The sequence below is a fragment of the Achromobacter insuavis genome (genome assembly GCF_902859645.1).
Classification (GTDB): Bacteria; Pseudomonadota; Gammaproteobacteria; order Burkholderiales; family Burkholderiaceae_B; genus Achromobacter; species Achromobacter insuavis.
In genome coordinates this window covers 1-24,184 of the sequence record NZ_CADIJR010000039.1, presented here as the reverse complement: position 1 = coordinate 24,184, position 24,184 = coordinate 1, and the positions used below count along the sequence as shown (strand labels likewise).

Genomic DNA, 24,184 nt, shown 5'->3' with positions numbered 1-24,184 from the left:
AGACGCAGTGTCCCAGAAATTCTTCGAACGCCATCAGCCCCTGCTGGAACAAGCCCTGGCCGCCGCCGCGCTGCGCGGCTACTGGAGCCCGTTTGCCGAGTCGCCCAGCCCCCGCAACTATGGCGAGACCGCCAATGACGACGGCCGCGCCGCCTTCGAGGCGCTGCGCGGCAAGCCGTTTCCGCTGAACCTGCACGACGCCGACGGCACCGTCGGCGGCGAAAAGTCGCCCTTTGGCTTCGACCTGGGCATCACCTATCCGCACGTGCCGGCCGCCAAGCTGGTGGCCGCGTCCAAGCGCGCGTTGCAGGACTGGCGCCGCGCCGGCCCGCAGGCCTGGGTGGGCGTTTCGCTGGAAATCCTGGCGCGCCTGAACAAGCTGAGTTTCGAGATGGCCTACGCGGTGCAGCACACCACCGGCCAGGGCTTCATGATGGCCTTCCAGGCCGGTGGCCCGCACGCGCAGGACCGCGGCTTCGAGGCCGTGGCCTACGCCTGGCAGGAAATGTCGCGCATCCCCGGCGTCGCCATCTGGGAAAAGCCGCAGGGCAAGAATGATCCCATCCGCATGGAAAAGCACTTCACCGTGGTGCCGCGCGGCGTGGCGCTGGTGATCGGCTGCTCGACCTTCCCGACCTGGAACGGCTATCCCGGCCTGTTCGCCAGCCTGGCGACCGGCAACACCGTCATCGTCAAGCCGCACCCGGGCGCGATCCTGCCGCTGGCGCTGACCGTCAAGGTGGCGCGCGAAGTGCTGCAGGAGGCCGGCTTCGACCCGGACGTGGTGCTGCTGGCCGCGCACACCGCCGAGGAAGACACCGCGCGCCAGCTGGCGCTGGATCCCGCCGTCAAGATCATCGACTTCACCGGCAGCACCGCCAACGGCGACTGGCTCGAGAACAACGCCCGCCAGGCGCTGGTCTACACCGAGAAGGCCGGCGTCAATCAGGTCATCATCGACTCGGCCGCCGACCTGAAGGGCGTGGCGCGCAACCTGGCGTTCTCGCTGGCCCTGTACTCGGGCCAGATGTGCACGGCGCCGCAGAACATCTACGTGCCGCGCGACGGCATCCAGACGCCGGAAGGCCGCGTCAGCTTCGATGAGGTCGCCGCCGCCCTGGGCGCCGCGGTCGACAAGCTCGGCGCCGACGCCGCCAAGGCCGTCGAGTTGACCGGCGCGATCCAGAACGAAGGCATCGTCGAACGCATCGAGAAGGCGCGCGCGCTGGGTCTGCCGGTGGTCGCCGACAGCAAGACGCTGACGCACCCGCAGTTCGAGAACGCCCGCGTGCGCACGCCGCTGCTGCTGCGCGCCGAGGCCGGCAACGCCGCCATCAGCCAGGAATGGTTTGGCCCGATCGCCTTCGTGGTCGCCACCGACTCCACCGCGCACAGCATCCAGATCGCGCGCGACAGCGTGATCGAACACGGCGCGCTGTCGCTGTCGGCCTACACCACCAGCAACGACGTGGCCGAGCAGGTGCAGGACGCGGCGGAAGAGTCCGGCGTGTCGCTGTCGCTGAACCTGACCGGCGCGGTGTTCGTCAACCAGACCGCGGCCTTCAGCGATTTCCATGGCACCGGCGCCAACCCGGCGGCCAACGCGGCGCTGTCCGACTCGGCCTACGTGTCCAACCGCTTCCGCGTGGTGCAGACGCGCCGTCACATCTGAGCGGTGGACCGGACATGACCTACCAAGACATCCAATTCGAACTGGCCGACGGCATCGCCCGCCTGACGCTGAACCGCCCGGACAAGCTCAACAGCTTCACCGCCAACATGCACGCTGAAGTGGCGCATGCGCTGACCCGCGTCGAGACCGAAGGCGCGCGCGTGCTGGTGCTGACCGGCGCCGGCCGCGGCTTCTGCGCCGGCCAGGACCTGAGCGAGCGCAAGCCGGCGCCCGATGGCACGCCGCCCGACCTGGGCGAGACCGTCGACAAGTTCTACGCGCCGCTGGTGCGCCGCCTGAACGCGCTGCCGATGCCGGTGGTGGTCGGGGTCAATGGCGTGGCGGCGGGGGCGGGCGCCAACCTCGCGTTCGCCGGCGACATCGTCATCGCCAAGGAATCGGCCAACTTCATCCAGTCGTTCTGCAAGCTGGGGCTGATTCCCGACACGGGCGGCACCTTCGTGCTGCCGCGCCTGGTGGGCCGCGCCCGCGCCATGGGGCTGGCGATGCTGGGCGACAAGCTCAGCGCGCGCCAGGCCGAGGCCTGGGGCCTGATCTGGCAATGCGTGGCCGACGACGCGTTCGACGCCACGCTGGAAAACCTGGCGCGGCACTTCTCGCGCGCGCCGACCAAGGGCCTGGCCTTCACCAAGCGCGCCTTGCAGGCCAGCCTGGGCAACGACCTGGCGACCCAGCTGGACCTGGAGCGCGACATGATGCGCGAACTGGGCCGCAGCGCCGACTACGCCGAAGGCGTGGCCGCGTTCCTGGGCAAACGCGAACCGCAGTTCAAGGGGCAATGATGAGCAGCACGCACGTTCCGCCCGTCGAGGCGCCGGCCGATCCGCAGGAACTGGCGCAGGCCGTGGGCACGGTGATGTATGCCGGCGACGCGGCCTCGCAGGGCCTGAACATGAAGGTCGAGGAAATGGCGCCGGGCTATGCGCGCCTGACCATGCGGGTGCGTCCCGACATGCTCAACGGCCACAAGACCTGCCACGGCGGCTTCATCTTCGCGCTGGCCGACAGCGCCTTCGCCTTTTCGTGCAACTCGCGCAACGTCAGCACCGTGGCGTCGGGCTGCACCATCGATTACCTGGCCCCCGGCTTCGAGGGCGACCTGCTGACCGCGGTGGCGCAGGAGCGCTCGCTGGCGGGACGCACCGGGGTGTACGACGTGACCGTCACCAATCAGGACGGCCGCAACGTCGCCCTGTTCCGGGGCCGTTCCTATCGCATCAAGGGGCAGATCGTCGGCACGCCAGCCGAGGCTTGAACGCGTCAACCAATCAGAGACAAGGCCACCGGCCGAGGCGGGCGCGCGGCGCGTCCTCCGGCACGGAGGGTAGAGCATTCCAGGAGAGAGATAACCATGTCCAACACCATGAGCAAGCCGGGGCTGGACCCCATCGAGCATGCCAGCCAGGATGAGCTGCGCGCGTTGCAGCTCGAGCGCCTGAAGTGGTCGCTCAAGCACGCCTACGAGAACGTGCCGCACTACAAGAAGGCGTTCGACGAGATGGGCGTGCATCCCGACGACCTGAAGCAGCTGTCGGATATTTCGAAGTTCCCGTTCACCACCAAGAAGGAACTGCGCGAGAACTATCCGTTCGGCATGTTCGCGGTGCCGCGCGAGCGTATCTCGCGCATCCACGCGTCCAGCGGCACGACCGGCAAGCCGACCGTGGTGGGCTACACCCAGCGCGACCTGGACAACTGGGCCAACCTGGTGGCGCGCTCGATCCGCGCGGCCGGCGGCAAGCCCGGCGACACGGTGCACGTGGCCTACGGCTACGGCCTGTTCACGGGCGGCCTGGGCGCGCATTACGGCGCCGAACGCCTGGGTTGCACCGTCATCCCGATGTCGGGCGGGCAGACCGAAAAGCAGGTGCAGCTGATCAACGATTTCCGTCCGGACATCATCATGGTCACGCCCTCTTATTTCTGCAATATTCTGGAGGAGCAGCGCCGCCAGGGGATTGATCCGCGTCAAACTTCGCTGCGCATCGGCATCTTCGGCGCCGAGCCCTGGACCGGGCAGATGCGCGCCGACATCGAGGCCGAGGCCGGCATCGACGCGGTCGACATCTACGGGTTGTCCGAAGTGATGGGCCCGGGCGTGGCCAGCGAGTGCGTCGAGACCAAGGACGGCCCGGTGGTGTGGGAAGACCACTTCTACGCCGAGATCATCAATCCGGACACGGGCGAACCCGTGGCGGACGGCGAGCCGGGCGAACTGGTGTTCACCTCGCTCACCAAGGAAGCGATGCCCATCATCCGCTACCGCACCCGCGACCTGACCCGCCTGCTGCCGCCCACCGCGCGCAGCATGCGCCGCATCGGCAAGATCACCGGCCGCAGCGACGACATGCTGATCGTGCGCGGCGTGAACATGTTCCCGACCCAGGTCGAGGAACTGGTGCTCAAGATCGCGCAGCTGGCGCCGCACTACCAGCTGGTGCTGTCGCGCACCGGCAATATGGACGAACTCGAGATCCTGACGGAAGTCCGGGCCGAGTTCTCGACCCTGTCGGACGCCGAGCGCGCGGCGCTGGGCAAGCAGCTGCAGCACGCGGTCAAGACGCACATCGGCGTCAGCGCCCGCATCCAGGTGTCGGATGCCGGCCACGTCGAGCGTACGTTGACGGGCAAGGCCCGCCGCGTGATCGACAAGCGCCCGAAGGGCTGAGCGCGCTGCGCGTCCCCGCCGCCGGCAACGGGGCGGGACGGCCACGCCGCCATGAAAAAAGCAGCCCTCGGGCTGCTTTTTTTTCGACGCCGCCGTTTCCCGCCGGGCGCGCCGTCAGGCCTGGCGCGCCACGTCGCGCACGATGTGGCGGTACCAGAAGTGCAGCAGCGTGGCCGACAGCGCCAGGCCGACCATGGCCATCAGCCACATGCTGCCCGCCCCCTGCGGCGAGCCCGGCACCAGGATCTCGCGCAGCCCGTCCAGGCCGCCTTGGCCCGGCCCGAAACCGAACCACCAGCCGCCGACCAGGCCGACGCCGGCCAGCGCCACGGTCTGCAGCAGCAGCGGCACCACCGCGACCTTGTAGGCCCGCAGCAGGTACGAGTTGATGCACTGCATGGAGTCGAACAGGTGGAACAGCGGCAGCACCGCCAGCAGCGTGGTGGCCACGGCGGTCACCTGCGGGTTGTCGGTGTAGGCCGCCAGGATCAGGGGGCGGCCGGCCAGCAGCACCGCCGCGGTCAGCAGCGCGCCCATCAGCCCGAGCGCCAGGCCGGCCATGCCGGTGCGATGGGCGTGCGCGAGGTTGCCGGCGCCGATCGCCTGCGCCGTCAGGGCGGCGGTGGCCACCCCCAGCGCCATCGGCATCATGTAGCAGAGCGCCGCCAGGTTCGCCATGATCTGGTGGCCGCCGGTGACGAAGGTGCCTTCACGCGCGACCAGCAGCGCCATGAAAGTGAAGGCCGAGACCTCGACCAGGTACGAGCCGCCCATCGGGATGCCCAGGCGCAGCAGTTCCTTCAGCGTCTTCCAGTCGGGGCGGCCGACGTGCAGGTGGAAGCGGCGGTAGTAGCGGTCGTGAGTGATGACCCACAGGCCCAGCCCCAGGCTCATCCACGACACCACCGCCGTGGCCAGGCCGGCGCCGGTGGCGCCCATGGCGGGCAGGCCCAGGCTGCCGTAGATGAACAGCCAGTTGAAGAAGGCCTTGAAGCCGATGGCGGTGAGGTTGATCGCCATCACCAGCTTGGGCCGCGAGACCGAGGTGCCGAGCGCGTAGATGGTGCGGAACACCAGCGCGGCCGGCAGGGCCAGGATCAGCGCCCGCAGGTACGAGGCGATGCGCTCGCGCACGCCGGGATCGACGTTGCCCGACATCGACAGCCAGAAGTCCGGGAACAGCATCAGGATGCCGCCCACCACCGACAATCCCAGCGCCAGCCATACGCCCTGGCCCCAGCTGCGGCCGACTTCGCGGTTGTTGCCGGCGCCGAAATGCTGCGCCAGGATCGGGATGAGGGCGTGGACCACGCCCATCAGGCCGACGAAGACGGTGATGTAGATGGAGGCCGACAGGGCCATCGCCGCCAGGTCATTGGCACTGGCGTGGCCGGTCATGGCGGTGTCGAGAACGCCGAACGAGATGCCGGCCCATTGGCTGATCAGGACCGGCCAGGCCTGCTTGGCGATGCCGCGCAGGGTGGCGCCGAAACTGGCCGGCGCCGCGTGGACGGGGGTCATCGCGTGGGGCCGACGCGCAGCAGGCGGAAGACTTCCTGGCGATCGGCGCGGCGGCCGCCTTGCCACAGCACGTCGGCGCTGTCGCTGTAGGCGGCGGTGTTGTCGCGCAGGCTCTGGTTGGTGGTCTGCTGCAGCACCAGCGTGCACTTGGAATCGAACGTGAACGTCAGGTTGTTGAAGATCAGGAACGAGGCGCGCTGGCCGCTGCCCAGGCTGAGGCCGCGCACGCATTCGCCCGGCCGGATGTTCTGCTCCAGGGCCTGCGCCAGCTCGCCGGACACGGTGCGATAGCTGCGGGCATAGTCGACCGCGGGCTGCCACAACAGCACCAGCAGGATCCAGGTGACCGTCAGGCCGCCGGCGGACAGCACGGTGCCGCGCCACAGGGCTTGCGGCTTGACCCGCAGGCGCCAGACCACCAGCGCGATCCAGCCGATGGTGAAGATCACCGCCAGCGCGAACGCCACCCACGAGATGACGGGCTCATAGCCGGTCGTCTGGCGGCCGATGTTGCGGGAGATCTGCGCGGGCCATTGGAAGTGCAGGGCGATCCAGCCGAGCCACGCGGTGGCGGCGGTCAGCGAAAAACACATCACCGCGAACCAGTCCAGCGTGTTGACTACGCCGCGCCGCAGGGTTGGCAGCGAGAACGCGCCCAGCACCGCGCAGGGCACGGCCAGCAGCACGTATTCGGAGTCGCTGGCCTCGTCCAGCCCGAACAGCCCCAGGGTCGAGCAGATCAGCAGCATCAGCGGCAGCCAGATGTGCGGGGCGTAGATCCAGGCGCGCCAGCGCCAGATGGCCAGCAGCGCCAGCGGCCAGGTCGGCCACAGGTACCAGGGCAGGTCGCGCAGGGTGCGGCCCACGTCGTGCCAGGTGGGCACGGCGAAGGACGCCAGGTTCCAGGTCTTCCAGTTGCGGATCCAGTACTCGCTGCTCTGGCTGGCGGGAATCCACCAGGCCAGGATCAGGACGGCGGCGACCAGCGCGGCCCAGGGCAGCCAGCGCTTGCACTTCCAGAGCGGGCCGCGCGGATAGAAGGCGAGCAGGGCGGCGACCATGATCGGCAGGGCGCCGATCCAGCCGCGCGTGAGGAAGCTGGCGGCCAGCGCGATGCCCAGCGTGGTCGAGCCGGTGACGGGGCGGTCCACGGTGCGCGCCAGCGAGTAGAAGGCCAGCGCCTGGCAGGCCATGATGGCGGGCACCACCGTGGTCTCATGGGTGCGCTGCAGGATGCCGATGGTGGCCAGCAGCAGCAGCAGCGCGGCGTCGGCCAGCATGCGGCCGTAGTCGCGCGGCTCCGGTTCGCCGCCGAAGGGCAGCGCCAGCGGCTGGGCTTCGGCGCGGCGGCCGAGCAGGTAGGTGCCGTACCAGACGCTCATCGCCGTCACGCCGAACCACAGCAGGTTGGGCAGGCGGCCGGCGGTGATGTCGCCGATGAAGGGGCCGAACAGCCAGATGCTGATCGCGCCGATCCAGGTGATCAGCGGGCCTTCCTCGGCGTGAGCCAGGTGCCCCACTTGCGGCAGCAGCCATGTGATCCCGCCTTCACGGATGGCGGTGATCATGGTCGCCAGGCCGACCGCATCGTCCGTTTTCCACGGGTCGCGCATGAACAGGCCGGCGATGATGTACGCCAGCGCCAGCCCAAGCAGAATCAGCCTGGGCAGTTTCGCGGTGGCCACGGACGTCAGCCTGGCCGGAGTGGAAATGGAAAGTGGGGACACGGGCGTTAATGTAACCGAGTGATCGGGAAGCGCCAGCCCCCGGTTTGCGTAGGAGCGGGATCAGGGGAAAAAAAAGCAGCCCGGAGGCTGCCTTTTTGCTGTGACTCCCGTAGGAGCGACAGGATCAGGAAGCGGACTTGACCGTGCCGGCGGTACGGGCGAAACGGGCGCGGAACTTTTCCACGCGGCCGGTTTCGACGATACGCGTCTGGGCGCCCGTGTAGAACGGGTGCGATTCGGAGGTCACGTCGCACTTGAAGAGCGGGTACGTCTTGCCATCGAGTTCGATGGTTTCGCGCGTTTGCACGGTCGAGCGGGTGATGAACTTGCTGCCCGTTTGCAGGTCGGCGAAGACGACTTCGCGGTATTCGGGGTGAATGCCTTCTTTCATGGTGCTTTCCTAGGACTCCCTCAAGGGAGTCATGTCAAAAGTTAGGGTCGCCAGCACGAATCGCTTTTTCAGGCGTTCTTGCCACGTATCCGAAAAGTAACTGTGGATTCTAGCATGGGATCGTCCGGCCGGAACAGGCAATCCGGGCCGTCCGGGTGGGGAGGCCCGGATTTTTCATCCGGGGACGGATCGAAGCGACGATCAGAGATCGGTGCGCAGTTTCCAGATCTCCGGGAACAGCACTACCTCCAGCATGCGCCGCAGGTAATCCACGCCCGAGGTGCCGCCGGTGCCGCGCTTGAAGCCGATGACGCGCTCGACCGTGGTGACGTGGCGGAAACGCCACAGGCGGAAGGCATCTTCCAGGTCGGTCAGTTTCTCGCCCAGTTGGTACAGGTCCCAGTAGCGGTCGGTGTCGCGGTAGACCGTCAGCCAGGCCTGCTCGACGCCTTCCGACGCCTGGTAGGGCTGGGTCCAGTCGCGTTCCAGGCGGTCGGCGGGGACCGCCACGCCGTGCCGCGCCAGCAGGCGCAGCGATTCGTCATACAGCGACGGCGTCTCGTAGGCCTGCTGCACCTGCGCCAGCAGGTCGGCGCGATGCGCGTGCGGCTTGAGCATGGCGGCGTTCTTGTTGCCCAGCAGGAATTCGATCTGGCGGTACTGGTAGCTCTGGAAGCCGCTGGAGCGCGCCAGGTAGGGGCGCAGGGCGGAATACTCGGGCGGCGTCATGGTCGCCAGCACGTCCCAGGCGTGGACTAGCTGTTCCATGATCTTGCTGACCCGGGCCAGCATCTTGAAGGCCGGCTGCGGGCGGTCCGCCGCCAGGTTGGCGATGGCGCCGCGCAACTCGTGCAGCATCAGCTTCATCCAGAGCTCGCTGGTCTGGTGCTGGATGATGAACAGCATCTCGTTGTGCTCGGGCGAGAGCGGATGCTGCGCGCCCAGCAGTTCGTCCAGGTGCAGGTAATCGCCGTAGGTCATGTCGCGCGTGAAATCCAGCTGCGCCTTTTCCTCTCGGACGATGTCTTCGGGGCGTTGGCTCTGGCTCATGCGCGGCCTCCCTGGCAGGGCGGGGCGGCGCGGCGGGCCGAGGCGGGCAGGCTGCGCCAGCCGGAATGCGGCAGGCGGGCGCAGGCAAGCGCCATGCGCGGATCGGAGGGAGTGTTCATGGTCGTGCTTCTTCGAAAAGGCGGGCCGCGCGTGACGGGGCGGCGCGCTCATCGCGCCGCGTCTCGCGCGCAGCCTGCCCGGTGGCCGGTATCAGCCCAGTTCGCGCAAGACGGCGCGCACCGGGCTGGCGTCAGCCTGGATCAAAGCCAGCGGCAGTGCGATCAGTTCGTAATCGCCCTCCGGCACGTCGTCGAGCACCAGGTTCTCCAGTACTCGCATGTCGTGCCGCAGGATGGCGTGATGGCTGTCCAGGGTCTTGCTGGACGCGGGGTCGATGCTGGGGGTGTCCAACCCGATCAGCATGACGCCGCGTTCGGCCAGCCATTCGATGGTCTGGGGCGCGTAGGCCGAGAAGTCGTCCGTCCACCATTCCTGCGCGGCATGCTTGGCGGTACGCACCAGGATGCGCGGGGGCAGGTTGTTGGCGGCGTGGAGCAGGTGCTCCGGGGTGATCAGTGGCCCGCAGTCAATGGCGTGGATGACGCGACAGGGGCCCAGGAAGGGTTCGAGCGAGACCGCGCCGATGGCGGCGCCGCCGTTCTGGTAGTGCAGCGGCGCATCGGCGTGCGCGCCGACGTGCGGCGACATCGTGATTTCGCTGACGTTGACCGGACAGCCGGGTTCGAGCGACCACTTCCATTGCTGGCGATACGGCGTATCGCCAGGAAACACGGGCGAGGCCGTGGAGACGGGAGGGGAGATATCCCACAGGCGTTTCATGGAGGCGCGAGGTCGCGGAAGCGGAAATTAGGTTAAGCCTAAAACAATATCGGGCCGTAGTCTAACGAATTCCCGCCGCGGGCGCAGCCTTACATGCGGCCGTGTTCCGCCATCGAGGCGACTTCGTCGCCGGCGACGATCAGGTGGTCGACCAGGGCGACGTCGACCAGCGCCAGCGCCTGCTTCAGGTGGCGGGTGAACGCCAGGTCGGCGGCGCTGGGCTGGGCCAGGCCGGACGGGTGGTTGTGGGCGATGATGAGGGCCGCCGCGTGATGGCGCAGGGCCTCGCGCACCACCTCGCGCGGATAGACCGAGGCCTGCGACAGCGTGCCGCGCGCCAGTTCGCCGCTGGCGATCAGCCGCAGCTGACTATCCAGGTAGAGCGCGATGCAATGTTCGACCCGGCGGTGGGCCAGCGTGACCTTGCAATATTGTTTCACCCGCGAAGGATGGTCGAGAGTGCTGGCGAGCGTCAGTTCTTCCTCGATGGCGCGCTTGGCCAGTTCCAGGATCGCCGCCAGGGCGCAGGCCTTGGCCGTGCCCAGACCGGGCACGGCCAGCAGCTCTTCCGGGGAGGCTCCCAGCAGCCCGCGCAGGCCGCGGAACCGGTCCAGCAGCTGGCTGGAAAGGTCCAGCACATTCAGCCCGGGCACCCCGGTGCGCAGGGCGATGGCGAGCAGCTCGGTATTTTGTAACGACGAGGCGCCCAGGCGCAGCAGGCGCTCGCGGGGACGCTCGTGTTTGGACACCTGGACAGACAATTTCATAAGAGGCTCTAAAATCAGGGTTCACTTACTGTCTGACTACGGTGGCAGATCTTGAGCATCGCCTCTAACGAAATGAATGTTTTGGTCCGTCCGGACTCCTACCTGACGCTGCATTACCGCATCACCCTGGCTTCGGGCCCCGGCAAGGATTCGGTGTTCACCGATACTTTCGACGGCCGTCCCGCCACGCTGCAGATGGGCAGCGGCCAATGGGCGCCGGGCCTGGAGACCGCCTTGCTGGGCAAGGCCGAGGGCGACCGCTTCAGCGTCACGCTGGAGCCCGCCGACGCCTATGGCGACCGCAACCCCGAGTTGATCCAGCGCGTCACGCGCAAGATGCTCGCCGAGCACGCCGGCGCCGACGCCACCTTCGAGCCCGGCGACCTGGTCGAGTTCGCGGCGCCCAACGGCGGCCGCTATTCGGGCGTCCTGAAGGAAATCAACGAGGAATCGGCATTGTTCGATTTCAACCACCCGCTCGCGGGCATCAGCTTGCGGGTCGACGTGGCGCTGCTGGGAGTTCTCTGATGAGCCAGGCTGTCACCGCCGCCGGCGCCGAAGTCCTGCTGGCGCAGCCGCGCGGCTTCTGTGCCGGCGTCGATCGCGCCATCGACATCGTCGAGCGCGCGCTCGAGCTGCACGGCGCGCCGATCTACGTGCGCCACGAGATCGTCCACAACCGCTACGTGGTCGAAGACCTGCGCGCCAAGGGCGCCATCTTCATCGACGAACTGGACGATGCGCCTTCCGGCGCCATCGTGGTGTTCTCGGCCCATGGCGTGTCCAAGGCGGTGCGGGCCGAAGCCGAGGCGCGCGGGCAGCAGGTGTTCGATGCCACCTGCCCGCTGGTGACCAAGGTGCACATCGAGGTGGCCCGCATGCGCGCGGCCGGCCGCGAGATCATCATGATCGGCCACAAGGGCCATCCGGAAGTCGAAGGCACGCTGGGCCAGGCCCAGGGCGGCATGTATTTGGTCGAGACCGTCGACGACGTGGCCAGCCTGCAGGTCACCGATCCCGAGAACCTGGCGTACGTCACGCAGACCACGCTGTCGGTGGATGACGCCGCGGCCGTGTCCAAGGCGCTCAAGGCGCGCTTTCCCAGCATCGTCGAGCCCAAGAAAAGCGACATCTGCTACGCCACCCAGAACCGCCAGGACGCGGTCAAGGTGCTGGCGCCCGAGTGCGACCTGGTGCTGGTGGTCGGCAGCCCCAACAGCTCCAATTCCAACCGCCTGCGCGAAGTGGCGGACCGCAAGGGCGTGGCGTCGTACCTGATCGATGGCGCGCATTCCATCGATCCGGCCTGGCTCGAGGGCCGCAAGCGCATCGGTGTGACCGCCGGCGCGTCGGCGCCCGAGATCCTGGTGCAGCAGGTGATCGCGCGGGTCAAGGAACTGGGCGCGGTGTCGGTGCGCACCATGCCGGGCCTGGAAGAGAACGTGGCGTTCCCGCTGCCCAAGGGCCTGTCGCGCAAGGCCGCGCAGACCGAATCGCTGGAATGAGCGCGACGCCCGCCGCGGGCGTCGCGCAGAACAAGAATCGAGGAGACTCCATGCAGTTGTACAGCTATTTCCGCAGCTCGGCCGCGTATCGCGTGCGCATCGCGCTGAACCTGAAGGGCCTACCGTACGAATACCTGGCGGTGCACCTGCTCAAGGACGGCGGCCAGCAATTGTCGGCCGACTATCGCAAGGTCAACCCGACCGCACTGGTGCCCACGCTGGTCGATGGCGATGCGGTCATCGGCCAGTCGCTCGCCATCATCGAGTACCTCGAGGAAACGCATCCGCAGGCGCCGCTGCTGCCGGCCGACGCGATCGGCCGCGCGCGCGTGCGCGACCTGGCGCTGGGCATCGCCTGCGATACCCATCCGCTGAACAACCTGCGGGTGTTGAAATACCTGAAGCACACGCTGGGCGTGGACGAGGCCGCCAAGACGGCCTGGTACCAGCACTGGGTGCGCCAGGGGCTGGAAGCCCTGGAAGCGCAGCTGGCCGGCTCGGCCGCCACCGGCGCGTTCTGCCATGGCGACACGCCGACCATCGCCGATCTGTGCCTGGTGCCGCAGGTGGCCAACGCGCGCCGCTTCGAATGCGACCTGAGCGCGATGCCCACTGTGGTGCGCATCGACGCCGCCTGCCGCGCCTTGCCGGCGTTTGACGCCGCCGCGCCGGGCAAGCAGCCCGACGCCGAATGAGGCGCGCGCCGGCCGGGATGTCTTCCCGGCCGGCGCGCCGCCTGCCCGTCGATCGGGCTCAGCCCAATTGCACCGGCACGAAGATCTTGTCTTCGCCGCGCTGCACCAGCAGCGCCACCGTCTTGCCGGCCTTGGACAGCGCGTCCTTGACCTGGCCGATGTTGTGCACCGGCACGCCATTGAGCGACAGCAGCACGTCACCCGGCTGGATGCCGGCCTTGGCGGCCGGACCCGCCGATTGCTCGATCAACAGGCCCTGCGTGCCCGAGGCTTCCTGCTCCTGCGGCGAGAGCGGGCGCAATGCCAGGCCGAGCTGACCCTTCTGCACCTCGCGGCTGTCGCCGGCGGTCTGCGTCCGGTCCTTCGGCACGCCGCCCAGCGTCGCCACGACTTCCTTGGGGGCGCCGTTGCGCCACAGGTCCATCGTGATCTTCTCGCCCGGCGTGGCCAGCGTGATCAGCGACGCCAGATCGCCGGACGACACGATGGTGCGGCCGTTGATCTTGCGCACCACGTCGCCGGGCTGCAGGCCGGCCTTCTCGGCCGCGCTGCCTTTCTCGACGCTGGAGACCAGCGCGCCGGACGGCGTATCGAGCTTGAACGAGTTGGCCAGGTCCTGGTTGACCTCCTGCACCGTCACGCCCAGGCGCGCATGCTGCACCTTGCCGTGTTCCAGGATCTGGTCCTTGATCTTGTACGCCACGTCGATCGGGATCGAGAACGACAGGCCCTGGAAGCCGCCGGTGCGGCTGTAGATCTGCGAGTTGATGCCGACCACTTCGCCGCGGTCATTGAACAGCGGGCCGCCGGAATTGCCGGGGTTCACCGCCACGTCGGTCTGGATGAACGGCACCGACGTGTCGTCCGGCAGCGAGCGGCCCTTGGCGCTGACGATGCCGGCGGTGGCGGTGTTCTCCAGGCCGTAGGGCGAACCGATGGCCAGCACCCATTCGCCCACCTGCAGCTGGTTGACGTCGCCGACCTTCACCACCGGCAGGTTCTTGGCGTCGATCTTGATGACGGCCACGTCGGTCTGCGGATCGGCGCCCAGCACCTTGGCGCGGAATTCGCGGCGGTCGGTCAGCTTGACGGTCACTTCCTTGGCGCCTTGCACCACGTGGGCGTTGGTCAGGATGACGCCGTCGCTGCTGACGATGAAGCCCGAGCCCTCGCCGCGGATCGGCACTTCGCGAGACGGCATGCCGCCGCGCGCGCCGGGGATCTGGCCGAAGAATTGGGCGAAGGGATCGTCGTCGTCATCGGACACCTTGCGCGTGCCGCTGATGCTGATGTTGACCACGGCGGGGCCGTAGTCATGGGTGATCTGCACGAAATTGGGAGCGCCCATGGAGGCGCCCGGCGTAGGGGCGCCCGGCGTAGGGGAGGCTGCGGCCACGGCGGACGGCGCGCTGGCCGCCATCGAAATGCCGCCGAACGCGGCGGTCGCGCCAGCGCCGCCAATCGCGCCGGCGGCCAGCAGCGCCAGCACCAGGCGCGAGGGGTTCATCTTCGAGGTCTTCATGTCGGCTCCTGCGTCATGTGTGGGGACATGGCGCTATCTTCGGGCCTGACACTTAGGTGAATCTTAAGTCGGCGCCTGCTCGGGCGGAAACGCCACCTGGGCGCGCAGGCCGGGGCCGTCGGGCACGTCCTCGAGCGTGATGGCCGCGTTGTGGCGCTGGGCGATGGCGCGGGCGATCGCCAGCCCCAGGCCGCTGCCGGGCTGGGTGTTGCCGTCCAGCCGGTAGAAGCGGTCGAACACGCGGGCGCGCTCGGCCGGCGGGATGCCCGGGCCGTTGTCGTCGATCAGCAGCCGGGCGCCTTCCGGGGGCGTGTCGAGCCGGATCGCGATATGGCCGCCGGCGGAGGTGTACTTGATGGCGTTGTCGAGCAGGTTGCGCGCCAGCAGCACCAGATCGTCGCGATGTCCGCGCACCATGGCCTGCGGCGCGCCCCGCAGTTCGATGCCGATGTCCTTGGCGTTGGCCGCGGGCAGCGTCTCGGACAGCGCCAGGCGCACCACGTCGGCCAGGTCCACGGTTTCAGCGGGCGGCTGCTCGGCGTTGTTCTCGTGGCGCGCCATCGACAACAATTGCTCCACCAGCCGCGTGGCGCGTTCGATGCCCGCCGCCAGCCGTTGCTCGGCGACGCGGCGGCTGTCGTCGTCACTGGCGCGGCGCAGCGATTGCAGTTGCAGGTTCAACGCCGCCAGCGGCGAGCGCAGCTCGTGCGCGGCGTCGCCGACGAATTGCTTCTGCTGCGCGAACGCGCCGCGCATCCGTTCCAGCAGCAGGTTCAGTTCCTGCATCAACGGCCGGATTTCATCGGGCAGGTCAGGCACGTTGATGGGCGACAGGTCCTCGGGGCGGCGGTCGGCCACCTGGGCCCGGGCGCGCTTGACGGGCCGCAGCGACCAGCTCACCACGCACCAGACGATCAGCATCAGCAGCGGCGCCGCCGCCGCGATCGGCGCGACCGTGCGCCAGGCCAGCGCGCCCGCCATGCGCTTGCGCACCTGCATGTCCTGCGCCACCTGGATCACCTGGAAGGGCGTGGCCAGCGAGTAGACGCGATAGGTGCTGCCTTCGACTTCGGCATCGGCGAAACCCAGGATGATCTGGTCGGGCAGGGGGCGGCGCGAGCGCGAGTTGAATACGCGCACGCCATCCGGCGTCCAGATCTGGATGATGAGGTCGTCGGCCATCGGCGTGGCCGAGCCCTTGGCATGGGCTGGTCCCATCCGCAGCAATCCGTCGCCGGTTCCAAGCGACAGCGCGGTGCGCTGCAGCAGCGAATCGAAGATGTCGTCGGCCTGCTGCAGGGTGCTGCGATAGGCGATGGCGCCCTGCACCAGCGCGCCGACCGCGATCGCGGCCAGCAGGAAGAACAGCAACCGGGCCCGCAGCGAATAGCTAAGCGGAATGCTCATGTTTTGGGAATGACATAGCCGACGCCTCTCACGTTCTGGATCAGGTCCTGACCCAGTTTCTTGCGCAGGCCATGAATATAAACCTCGACCGCGTTGCTGCTGACGCTGTCTTTCCAGCTGTACAGCTTTTCCTCGAGCTGGGCGCGCGAGAAGATCATGCCGGGGCGGGCGATCAGCGGCTCCAGCACCGCCCATTCGCGCGCGGTCAGCGGCACTGGCGTGCCGTCGACGGTGGCGGCGTGCGACTGCGGGTCGATGATGATGCCGTCGTGCTCGAACACCGGCTCGGCGCGGCCCGCGCTGCGGCGGATCAGGGCGCGCATGCGCGCCAGCAGTTCATCGACGTCGTAGGGCTTGACGATGTAGTCGTCGGCGCCCGCGTCCAGCCCCGCGATGCGGTCGCTGACGGCGTCGCGCGCGGTGGCGATCAGGACCGGAGTGCGGTCCTTGCGGCCGCGCAGCTCGCGCAGCAGCGTCAGGCCGTCGCGGCGCGGCAGTCCAAGGTCGAGCAGCACGAGGTCGTAGGGATCGGTGCGCAGGGCCAGTTCGGCCGCGTGGCCGTCCTTGACCCAGTCGGCGGCGTAGTGTTCGGCGCGCAGGCAGTCCAGCACGCTTTCACCGATCATGGTGTCGTCTTCGACGAGAAGGATGCGCATGATAGTTGTCGCCGTGAGGTGTCCAGCGGGTTGGACGTGTGCGGCGAGGCCGGAGTTCCCGCAAGGGGAGGGCTGCCTGGGGCGGCGGCGGGGCGGTTCAGGCGCGCCGGCCGGAAATGAAAAAAGCAGCCCGAAGGGCTGCTTTTTGAATTCTGGTGCCGGCAATAGGAGTCGAACCTACGACCTTCGCATTACGAATGCGCTGCTCTACCAACTGAGCTATGCCGGCAAGACCATTTGCTTCGTTTCCGGCAAGCCAGAACCTCAGGCAAAACATCTTTTTCTTTCCCGTTTCATGCCCTGTTTATGGGGCCTGATCTGGAAAGACCGAAATGATATCAGAGTTTTTTGGCGATGGGAAACTTGGGGTGCGTGTGGCGCGAAAAAAGATCCGATTTGCACACTTCGAATTTTTCCTTCATAATCTCGTTTCTTAGCAGTTCCCCGATAGCTCAGTCGGTAGAGCGACGGACTGTTAATCCGCAGGTCGCTGGTTCGAGCCCAGCTCGGGGAGCCAAAGAATTCAGGGCCACTCACGCAAGTGAGTGGCCCTTTTGGTTTTTGTCGCGTGGGTTTTTTTGTCGCGCGCGTTCGTGCGCGGCGTCTCTGTTGCCTGCCGTCCCGACGCGTGCGTCGCATGCGTTTGTCCGTGTGGCGACGTTGGGGCCAAGCCTGGCCGGCCCGTCATTCTCTCCTCATTGTTGTCATCCGCGCCCGATCATTGCGGCCTTGCTTCCGGGGCCTGGGCGCGCGTAAGATTTGTTATGTAATAACATTTCTTTTTGGTGAGATATCATGCGGACGAATGACGAGGGTGTGGGGCCCGATTCGGGGTTGGCGCGGCCGGATGCGCGCCTGCCGGTGACGGTGCTGTCGGGCTTTCTCGGCGCGGGCAAGACCACCTTGCTCAATCATGTGCTGAACAACCGCGAGGGGCGGCGCGTGGCGGTCATCGTCAATGACATGTCGGACGTCAACATCGACGCCCGGCTGGTGCGCGAGGGCGGGGCGGCGTTGTCGCGGGCGGACGAAAAGCTGGTGGAAATGAGCAATGGCTGCATCTGCTGTACGTTGCGCGAGGACCTGTTGATCGAGATCCGCCGTCTGGCCGCCGAGGGCCGCTTCGATTACCTGCTGATCGAATCCACGGGTATCTCGGAACCGCTGCCCGTGGCCGAGACCTTCACCTTTCGCGACGAGGACGGGCTTAGCCTGTCCGACGTGGCAAGGCTGGACACCATGGTCACCGTGGTGGACGCCTTCAATTTCCTGCGCGACTACGCCAGCCAGGACCGCCTGGCCGCGCGCGGCGAGACGTTGGGCGAGGAGGACGAGCGCACCGTGGTCGACCTGCTGATCGAGCAGGTGGAGTTCTGTGATGTCATGGTGCTGAACAAGACCGACCTGATCGCGGCGGACGAGCTGGAGCGGCTGGAGGCGATCCTGCGCCAGCTCAATCCGCGCGCCGACATCGTGCACGGCGAGTTCGGCCGCGTGCCGCTGGCGCGCGTGCTGGATACGGGACGCTTCGATTTCGAGGAGGCGGCGCAGGCGCCGGGCTGGCTCAAGGTGCTGCGCGGCGAGCACACGCCGGAAACCGAGGAGTACGGCATCGGCAGCTTCGTGTTCCGCGCGCGGCGGCCGTTCCATCCGCAGCGCCTGTGGGACTGCTTTCACGAGGAGTGGCCCGGCGTGGTGCGTTCCAAGGGCTACTTCTGGCTGGTGACGCGGCCCGCGTTCGCCGCCTCCTGGTCGCAGGCCGGCCCCGTCACGCGCCATGGCGCGGCCGGGTACTGGTGGGCCGCGCTGCCCCGCGAGCGCTGGCCGGAGGATGTCGAGTCGCGCGCCCGCATCGTGGCCGACTGGGATCCCATCTATGGCGACCGCTGCCAGGAACTGGTGCTGATCGGCGTCGGCATGGACCAGGCGGCGCTGACGGCCCGGCTGCAGGCGTGCCTGATGACGCAGGAGGAAATGACCCGCCCGGCGATCGAATTGGCTACGATTCGGGATCCGTTCCCCATCTGGGGCGCGGCGCAATAGCGAGGGCGGGGCGAGAGCCCGTGGGGTGATGGCGGCGGAAGGCGACAAGCGCATCGGCGTGACGGTGATTTCGGGGTTTCTGGGCAGCGGCAAGACGACGCTGCTCAATCGCCTGCTGCGCGAGCCGGCCTATGCCGACGCCGTGGTCATCGTCAACGAATACGGCGACATCGGCGTGGACCATCATCTGGTCCGCCTGGCGCAGGACAACATCGTGCTGATCGAGGGCGGCTGCCTGTGCTGCGTGGTCAGCGGCGCGGTGGCCGACACCCTGCGCGAGCTGTTCATGCTGGCGCTCAATCGCCGCATCAAGCCGTTTCGCCGGGTGCTGATCGAGACCAGCGGCCTGGCGGATCCGGCGCCGGTGCTCTTCACGCTCAAGCACGACCGCTTCCTGGCCGAGCGCTATGCCTACCAGGGCGCCATCGTGGTGGTCGACGTGCGCCACGGACCGCAGCAGATGGAGACGCAACCGGAAGCGCTGCGGCAACTGGCCCTGGCCGATACGGTCGTCCTCAGTAAATCCGACCTGGCGGACGCCGCACAATTGCGCGCGGTGGAGCAGGCCGTGGCCGCGGTCAATCCGGGCGCGCGGCGCTGCGTGCAGCGCACCGACGCGCCCTTGGTCGGCGCGTTGCTGGAGGGGCCCGACACGCAGGCGCGGCGCGACGGCACCGACCTGGCGGGCTGGCTGCGGGCGTTCGCCAAGCCGATGGCCGGACGCCATGCGCAGGTGGCGAGCTTTTCGCTGACGCTGGTCGCGCCGATCGGGCGCGCCGCCTTCCTGGCGGGCGTGTCGCGGGTGCAGGAGCGGTTCGGCCCGGCATTGTTGCGGATGAAGGGGTTGGTGTGCTTCGAGGGCGAAGCCTTGCCCTGCGAGGTTCATGGCGTGCACGGCGAGCTCTATCCGATCCGGACGTTGCCGCAATGGCCGGGCGACGACCGCTTGTCGCGGCTGGTCTATATCGTCAGAGGGGCCGACGTGGGCGCGGTGCGGGCTGAGGTGTGCGCGGCGCTGGGCCAGTTCCCCGCCTGACGGGCCGACCGCGGCGCCGCTCGCTGGCAAAGCCGGCACGCGCTTGCCGGATTGTCTTGAAATGGCTGGAAAGCTGTCATTTCATGTGCTGAAAATGCATGGAAATACGGTATAACCAGAAAGTCTGATGCAAGAATCGAGACAATCATGGACCGATTGAAAGCGATGCAGGTATTCGTGGAGGTCGCCGACAGAGGCAGTTTGTCGGCGGCGGCGGTTCATCTGGATATGTCGCGCGCGATGGTGTCGCGCTACCTGGCCGAAATGGAGCAATGGGTTGGCGTGCGCCTGTTGCATCGCACCACCCGCCGTCTCAGCCTGACGCCGGCCGGCGCCGAGACGCTGCCGCGCTGCCGGCAGATGCTCGACATGGTGGGCGACTTGCGCGGCGCGGTCTCCACGCCCGAGGATACGCCGCGCGGCCTGCTGCGCATGACCACCAGCATGTCGTTCGGGTCCCGGCACCTGGCGCGGGTCATCACCGACTACGTCAAGCTGCACCCGGGCACCTCGGTCGACCTGATGCTGGTCGACCGGACGGTCAATCTGGTCGAGGAGCGGGTCGATCTGGCCGTGCGCATCACCAATGACCTGGATCCGAACCTGATCGCGCGCAAGCTGGCGGTCTGCCGTTCCATCGTCTGCGCCTCGCCCGACTACCTGCAGCGCGAAGGCGAGCCGGCGCGGGTCGAGGATCTGTCACTGCGCAACTGCCTGACCCACTCCTATTTCGGCAAGAGTCTGTGGCGTTTCGAGCGCGAGGGCGTGCCGGTCGATGTGCCGGTCAGCGGCAACATCAGCGCCAACGAGGTGTCGGTGCTGCTGCAGGCGGCGCTGGAAGGCGCCGGCGTCGCCATGTTGCCAACTTACTACGCCGCCGAGTATGTGGCGCAGGGGCGTTTGAAGGTCATCCTGCCGCAGGCCAGGCCGCAGGAGCTCGGCATCTACGGCGTCTATGCGTCACGCCGGCAGATGCCCTTGATCTTGCGCTCGATGCTGGATTTCCTGGTGGAGCGGCTGGGGCCGGCGCCCTGGGATCAGTCCTAAGCTGTCCTCGGGGCGCCCTCGCTTGGAGGCGCCGGGTTGAGGGCGGGGTATATAACGGTATAATTTGGCTGCTGCCTCGACGGGCCAGGCGCTGTGCATCAGGGCCTTTGCCATCGTCCGCCAGCAAGTAGTCTTGGAAAATATCTAAGAATCGTGGTTCCGGCGTATTGGGGTCCAGGCTTGTCGGGCCTGTGCCCTGCAAGGCCGGGCGCCAGGAGCACCAGGGGAGAGGCGCACCGGATTTTCCGGATGGCGGCCGCAGGCGCAGGGTGCCATTGGCCGATGCCTGACGATTCAGGTCCTTGATCTCGAATACCGCAATATCGATTACCGCAATGTCGGTTGCCGCGGGAATAGCGCCAAATGGTGGTGCGTTCCGCAGGCTTGTTGGCGCATTTGCCAGCTTTCCAGATTTTGCTTGAACGAATCCGTCGCTGATGGATTTGTCCCCGCCATAGCCGGGGGCTGCGCGCAGCCCATCTTGAATGGCGTGAGTATCGCCGCGCGAGCCCGCGGCGGTTGGTGGTAAATACAGGATTCTCGTGAGAAATACGCAAACCAGCGCTGTCTGTAGCCGTCCCGCCCATGGTGTGGTCCGGGTGGCTGCGCGGGCCGCTGCCTGGCGTGGCGCCGTGGCGCGCATTTCCGGTTGGCAAAATGCCGCGTCGCTTCAGTCACTTCAGTCGGTTCAGTCGCTTCATTCAGCGCGCAAGCCGGCGTCGCGCGGGCTTGTCTTGGCCGATGGCGTCCTGCGTGCGTTCAATGTGTGTGCTTTCAACACGCCGGCCGCAAATGAAAAAGGCCCGGCGCATTCGCCAAGCCTTGATCAATTTGGTTGCGGGGGCAGGATTTGAACCTACGACCTTCGGGTTATGAGCCCGACGAGCTGCCAGACTGCTCCACCCCGCGTCTGAGAAAAGAATAGTAGCCTTATTTTCAACCTAACGCAAGTTAGCCCTTTTTGAATTTGAATCTCGATGAACGATAGCGAGGCGATACTCGTGCTGGAAACCGCGCTGCTTTGCGCGGTGCAGCCGATGCAACTGTCCGAAATGCGCAAGCTGTTCGGGGATGATGAACAATTCGACAACAGCGCCTTGCGCACGTTGCTGGAAACGCTGCAGAACAACTGGGCCGATGGCGGCCTGGAGCTGGTGCAGCTGGCGACGGGGTGGCGGTTCCAGAGCCGCCCGCACATGCAGCGCTACCTGGAACGGCTCAATCCCGAGAAGCCGCCCAAGTATTCCCGCGCGGTGATGGAAACCCTGGCCATCGTGGCCTGGCGCCAGCCGGTGACGCGCGGCGACATCGAGGACATCCGCGGCGTGACCGTGTCGTCGAACATCGTGAAGGCGCTGGAGGATCGGGGCTGGATCGAAGTCATCGGCCACCGAGACGCGCCGGGCCGTCCTGCCTTGTTCGGCACCACGCGCCAGTTCCTCGATGACCTCGGCCTGCGTGCGCTGGATGAATTGCCCGCGCTGGAATCGACGCATGCCGCCGCCGCGCTGGCCGGCCTGGACCTGGGCGAAGTGCAGCAGCTGGCGGATGCCGCCGACGCCGCCGAAGGCGTTGATGCCGCCAGTACCGATGATGCCGCTGATTCCGTGGAGGGTGCGGATGCCGCTGCCGTCGCCGAGAATGGCGAAGGGCAGGGCGCCCTTGCCGAGGCCGGTGTGCAAGCCAGTATTCCAGGGGCGGAATTGTCTGTTTCGGACGACGGCGCCCCCATCGCGGCGGATGATGGCGTAGAATCCCCGCTTTCGCGCACAGAAGAAGACGCGATTCCCGCAGACGATTCCACCGTCCGGGGGCAAGCCGAAAGCTTGTCCGATGCGCCATCCGTGGGCATCGAGAATGCCGGGCGCTTCGATGAAGCCGAGGCGCCGGGAGTGGATGCCGCCCAAGAGGCGCATGGCGGGCTGTCCGAAAACCCCGCAGAGACTGGCAGTTCCGACGCACGCGCCGAATCCGGCGCCGCGGATGAGCTTGTCGAGCACGCGGAAAGCGCGAAACCGACCGAACCGATAGACGAGGCCGAACCCCTGGTGCCTGGCGCCGGGCCGTTTGAGCCTGATACCGGCTCCGCCATGGCGGAGCCTGCCGAGCCGGATTCCGCCCAGCCCGAGGCTGAGCGCGAACCGGAGTCCCCAGATGATGATGCGCCTGCCACTGGCAGGCCTCCCCAAGTTTGAAATTCGGAGCTGTCCCAGTGACAACGAATACAGCAATGCAGGACGACAATCCCCGTCCGGATGACGCCGTTTCCAATGGGCCGGCGGAAGCCTCCGCCGGCCGTGAGCCGGCCGCCGAAGGCGAGGCCCGCGGCCGCGGCCGCAAGCTGCGCACCCCGTTCCGCCGCCGTCGCGGCGACGCCGCCGCCGAGCAGGCGCCGGCTGCCGAAGGGCAGGCCGCCGCGCCCGCCCAGGCTGCCGCCGACAACGCGGACAGCCGCGGCGGCGAGCAGGAAGCCGAGCAGGCCCTGTCGTACCTGGACACCGCTGACCGCATGGAGCAGCGCCTGGGCAAGTACCTGAACAGCGAAGCGGTGATGCCGAAGCTGCACAAGGTGCTGGCCGACGCCGGCATCGGTTCGCGCCGCGAGATGGAAGAGTTGATCGTCGCCGGTCGCGTCTCGGTCAATGGCGAGCCGGCCCATATCGGCCAGCGCGTGGCCCCGAACGACCAGGTGCGCGTCAATGGCAAGCCCATCATGCGCACCAATACCAAGAAGCCGCCGCGCGTGATCCTGTATCACAAGCCGGCGGGCGAGATCGTCAGCCATGACGATCCGGGCGGCCGCGCCAGCGTGTTCGCGCGCCTGCCCAAGCTGCGCACCGGCAAGTGGCTGTCGGTCGGCCGCCTCGACCTGAATACCGAAGGCCTGCTGATCTTCACGACCTCGGGCGACATGGCCAACCGCATCATGCACCCGCGTTACGGCACCGAGCGTGAATACGCGGTGCGCGTGCTGGGCGAGATGGACGAGGCCCAGCGCCAGTCGCTGGTCGACGGCATCGAGCTGGAAGACGGCGTGGCCGCGTTCGGCGCGCTCGACTACCTGGGCGGCGACGGCAGCAACCGCTGGTACCGCGTCACCCTGCAGGAAGGGCGCAACCGCGAAGTGCGCCGTATGTTCGAGGCGGTGGGCGTGACGGTCAGCCGACTGATCCGTACCCGCTTTGGCGACGTGGTGCTGCCGCGCACGCTGCGCCGTGGCCGTTGGGAAGAACTCGACGCCTCGCTGGTCACCGCGCTGATGGTGCAGCTGGGCCTGTTGCGCGAAGACGACGAATCTGGCGGCAAAGGCCGCCGCTCCAAGCAGCCGCAGTCGCATGACAGCGCCTTGCCCCCGGGCTTCGGCACGATGGATCGCAATGGCATGAATGGCGCCCGTATCGGCCGCCGCGGCAAGATCCAGGGCGGCCGCGTCGGCAGCGCTGGTCAGGCGGCGGCGTGTCCGTCCGATCCTTTCGGCACCGGCCTGATGATCGCTGGCGGTTACGCCAATGGTCACCCGCTGGCGGGCGAAGCCAACGGCAACCGCAAGGGCGGCAAGCCCGCGGGTGGCCGCGGCGCGGCGGGTGGCGGCGCGGGCGGCGGCGGCAAGCCGGGC

The 24,184-nt window shown here is 67.6% G+C and carries 22 protein-coding genes and 3 tRNA genes; 13 read left to right on the top strand and 12 right to left on the bottom strand.

Annotation, left to right across the window (positions count from 1 at the left end; genetic code table 11):
* Window positions 1–7: 7 nt before the first annotated feature.
* From paaN to paaK, 4 genes are all read left to right on the top strand, one after another.
* Entirely contained in the window at window positions 8–1,672 is a 1,665-nt protein-coding gene (paaN, locus tag H0523_RS19075) for a phenylacetic acid degradation protein PaaN (protein ID WP_054429456.1), read from the top strand.
* Between the two features lie 14 nt (window positions 1,673–1,686).
* Window positions 1,687–2,475 carry a 2-(1,2-epoxy-1,2-dihydrophenyl)acetyl-CoA isomerase PaaG gene (paaG, locus tag H0523_RS19070; RefSeq protein ID WP_054429455.1) on the top strand — a complete coding sequence of 263 codons (789 nt, stop codon included), beginning with the start codon at window positions 1,687–1,689 and terminating at the stop codon, window positions 2,473–2,475.
* Window positions 2,475–2,948, top strand: coding sequence for a hydroxyphenylacetyl-CoA thioesterase PaaI (gene paaI, locus H0523_RS19065; RefSeq protein WP_054429454.1), 474 nt, complete (start codon window positions 2,475–2,477; stop codon window positions 2,946–2,948). Before paaG ends, paaI begins: the two co-directional genes overlap by 1 nt.
* Window positions 2,949–3,044: 96 nt before the next feature.
* Window positions 3,045–4,361: a phenylacetate--CoA ligase PaaK gene (gene paaK / locus H0523_RS19060; protein ID WP_054429453.1), complete on the top strand. Its 1,317-nt coding sequence runs from the start codon at window positions 3,045–3,047 to the stop codon at window positions 4,359–4,361.
* Window positions 4,362–4,475: 114 nt separating this feature from the next.
* On the opposite strand, the gene H0523_RS19055 is transcribed toward paaK, so the two are convergent.
* From H0523_RS19055 to radC, 7 genes are all read right to left on the bottom strand, one after another.
* The gene (locus tag H0523_RS19055) at window positions 4,476–5,882 is read right to left on the bottom strand and encodes an MATE family efflux transporter (RefSeq protein WP_054429452.1); all 1,407 of its coding nucleotides are present in this window, start codon (window positions 5,880–5,882) and stop codon (window positions 4,476–4,478) included.
* Window positions 5,879–7,609 (bottom strand): ArnT family glycosyltransferase, encoded by a 1,731-nt coding sequence (locus tag H0523_RS19050; RefSeq protein ID WP_054429451.1) that lies wholly within the window; start codon window positions 7,607–7,609, stop codon window positions 5,879–5,881. The genes H0523_RS19055 and H0523_RS19050 overlap by 4 nt, the downstream gene beginning before the upstream one ends.
* A 124-nt stretch (window positions 7,610–7,733) precedes the next feature.
* Window positions 7,734–8,000 (bottom strand): type B 50S ribosomal protein L31, encoded by a 267-nt coding sequence (locus H0523_RS19045; protein WP_006388310.1) that lies wholly within the window; start codon window positions 7,998–8,000, stop codon window positions 7,734–7,736.
* 201 nt (window positions 8,001–8,201) lie between these two features.
* Window positions 8,202–9,050, bottom strand: a complete 849-nt coding sequence (gene kynA, locus H0523_RS19040) for a tryptophan 2,3-dioxygenase (protein WP_054429450.1) — start codon at window positions 9,048–9,050, stop codon at window positions 8,202–8,204.
* Window positions 9,047–9,169: a hypothetical protein gene (locus H0523_RS32305; protein ID WP_255353610.1), complete on the bottom strand. Its 123-nt coding sequence runs from the start codon at window positions 9,167–9,169 to the stop codon at window positions 9,047–9,049. Before H0523_RS32305 ends, kynA begins: the two co-directional genes overlap by 4 nt.
* 91 nt (window positions 9,170–9,260) lie before the next feature.
* Window positions 9,261–9,890 carry an arylformamidase gene (kynB, locus tag H0523_RS19035; RefSeq protein ID WP_054429449.1) on the bottom strand — a complete coding sequence of 210 codons (630 nt, stop codon included), beginning with the start codon at window positions 9,888–9,890 and terminating at the stop codon, window positions 9,261–9,263.
* A gap of 89 nt (window positions 9,891–9,979) precedes the next feature.
* The gene (gene radC, locus H0523_RS19030) at window positions 9,980–10,657 is read right to left on the bottom strand and encodes a RadC family protein (protein ID WP_054429448.1); all 678 of its coding nucleotides are present in this window, start codon (window positions 10,655–10,657) and stop codon (window positions 9,980–9,982) included.
* A 51-nt stretch (window positions 10,658–10,708) separates the two neighbouring features.
* Between radC and H0523_RS19025 the strand changes: the two genes are divergently transcribed.
* Genes H0523_RS19025 through maiA form a run of 3 tightly spaced genes read left to right on the top strand, consistent with a single transcriptional unit; the run spans window position 10,709 to window position 12,857 of the window.
* The gene (locus tag H0523_RS19025) at window positions 10,709–11,185 is read left to right on the top strand and encodes an FKBP-type peptidyl-prolyl cis-trans isomerase (RefSeq protein ID WP_175142229.1); all 477 of its coding nucleotides are present in this window, start codon (window positions 10,709–10,711) and stop codon (window positions 11,183–11,185) included.
* Window positions 11,185–12,162 carry a 4-hydroxy-3-methylbut-2-enyl diphosphate reductase gene (gene ispH / locus H0523_RS19020; protein ID WP_054429447.1) on the top strand — a complete coding sequence of 326 codons (978 nt, stop codon included), beginning with the start codon at window positions 11,185–11,187 and terminating at the stop codon, window positions 12,160–12,162. Before H0523_RS19025 ends, ispH begins: the two co-directional genes overlap by 1 nt.
* Before the next feature lie 50 nt (window positions 12,163–12,212).
* Window positions 12,213–12,857, top strand: coding sequence for a maleylacetoacetate isomerase (gene maiA, locus H0523_RS19015; RefSeq protein ID WP_054461036.1), 645 nt, complete (start codon window positions 12,213–12,215; stop codon window positions 12,855–12,857).
* Window positions 12,858–12,915: 58 nt separating this feature from the next.
* Here maiA and H0523_RS19010 read toward each other — a convergent pair whose 3' ends face one another.
* The 4 genes from H0523_RS19010 to H0523_RS18995 all read right to left on the bottom strand — a co-directional run bounded on the left by H0523_RS19010 (window position 12,916) and on the right by H0523_RS18995 (window position 16,671).
* Window positions 12,916–14,379, bottom strand: coding sequence for a DegQ family serine endoprotease (locus tag H0523_RS19010; protein WP_180180124.1), 1,464 nt, complete (start codon window positions 14,377–14,379; stop codon window positions 12,916–12,918).
* A gap of 63 nt (window positions 14,380–14,442) precedes the next feature.
* On the bottom strand, window positions 14,443–15,786 hold the full coding sequence (locus H0523_RS19005; protein WP_054429445.1) for an ATP-binding protein: 1,344 nt from the start codon (window positions 15,784–15,786) through the stop codon (window positions 14,443–14,445).
* The gene (locus H0523_RS19000; RefSeq protein WP_054429444.1) at window positions 15,783–16,442 is read right to left on the bottom strand and encodes a response regulator; all 660 of its coding nucleotides are present in this window, start codon (window positions 16,440–16,442) and stop codon (window positions 15,783–15,785) included. Before H0523_RS19000 ends, H0523_RS19005 begins: the two co-directional genes overlap by 4 nt.
* A gap of 153 nt (window positions 16,443–16,595) precedes the next feature.
* Window positions 16,596–16,671 (bottom strand) — tRNA-Thr (locus H0523_RS18995).
* Window positions 16,672–16,883: 212 nt separating this feature from the next.
* Here H0523_RS18995 and H0523_RS18990 point away from each other — a divergent pair.
* From H0523_RS18990 to H0523_RS18975, 4 genes are all read left to right on the top strand, one after another.
* Window positions 16,884–16,959: transfer RNA gene (locus H0523_RS18990), tRNA-Asn, on the top strand.
* A 278-nt stretch (window positions 16,960–17,237) separates the two neighbouring features.
* The gene (zigA, locus tag H0523_RS18985; protein ID WP_054429443.1) at window positions 17,238–18,485 is read left to right on the top strand and encodes a zinc metallochaperone GTPase ZigA; all 1,248 of its coding nucleotides are present in this window, start codon (window positions 17,238–17,240) and stop codon (window positions 18,483–18,485) included.
* Window positions 18,486–18,513: 28 nt separating this feature from the next.
* Window positions 18,514–19,521: a CobW family GTP-binding protein gene (locus tag H0523_RS18980; protein WP_082380253.1), complete on the top strand. Its 1,008-nt coding sequence runs from the start codon at window positions 18,514–18,516 to the stop codon at window positions 19,519–19,521.
* 147 nt (window positions 19,522–19,668) lie between these two features.
* Window positions 19,669–20,568 carry a LysR family transcriptional regulator gene (locus tag H0523_RS18975; RefSeq protein WP_156333224.1) on the top strand — a complete coding sequence of 300 codons (900 nt, stop codon included), beginning with the start codon at window positions 19,669–19,671 and terminating at the stop codon, window positions 20,566–20,568.
* An 832-nt stretch (window positions 20,569–21,400) separates the two neighbouring features.
* Here the strand turns inward: H0523_RS18975 and H0523_RS18970 are convergent.
* Window positions 21,401–21,477, bottom strand: a tRNA-Met gene (locus H0523_RS18970).
* A gap of 68 nt (window positions 21,478–21,545) precedes the next feature.
* Here H0523_RS18970 and scpB point away from each other — a divergent pair.
* The gene (gene scpB, locus H0523_RS18965) at window positions 21,546–22,763 is read left to right on the top strand and encodes an SMC-Scp complex subunit ScpB (RefSeq protein ID WP_054429440.1); all 1,218 of its coding nucleotides are present in this window, start codon (window positions 21,546–21,548) and stop codon (window positions 22,761–22,763) included.
* Between the two features lie 35 nt (window positions 22,764–22,798).
* Window positions 22,799–24,184: 23S rRNA pseudouridine(2605) synthase RluB (rluB, locus tag H0523_RS18960; RefSeq protein WP_180180123.1), on the top strand; the 1,386-nt coding region annotated here is incomplete at its 3' end.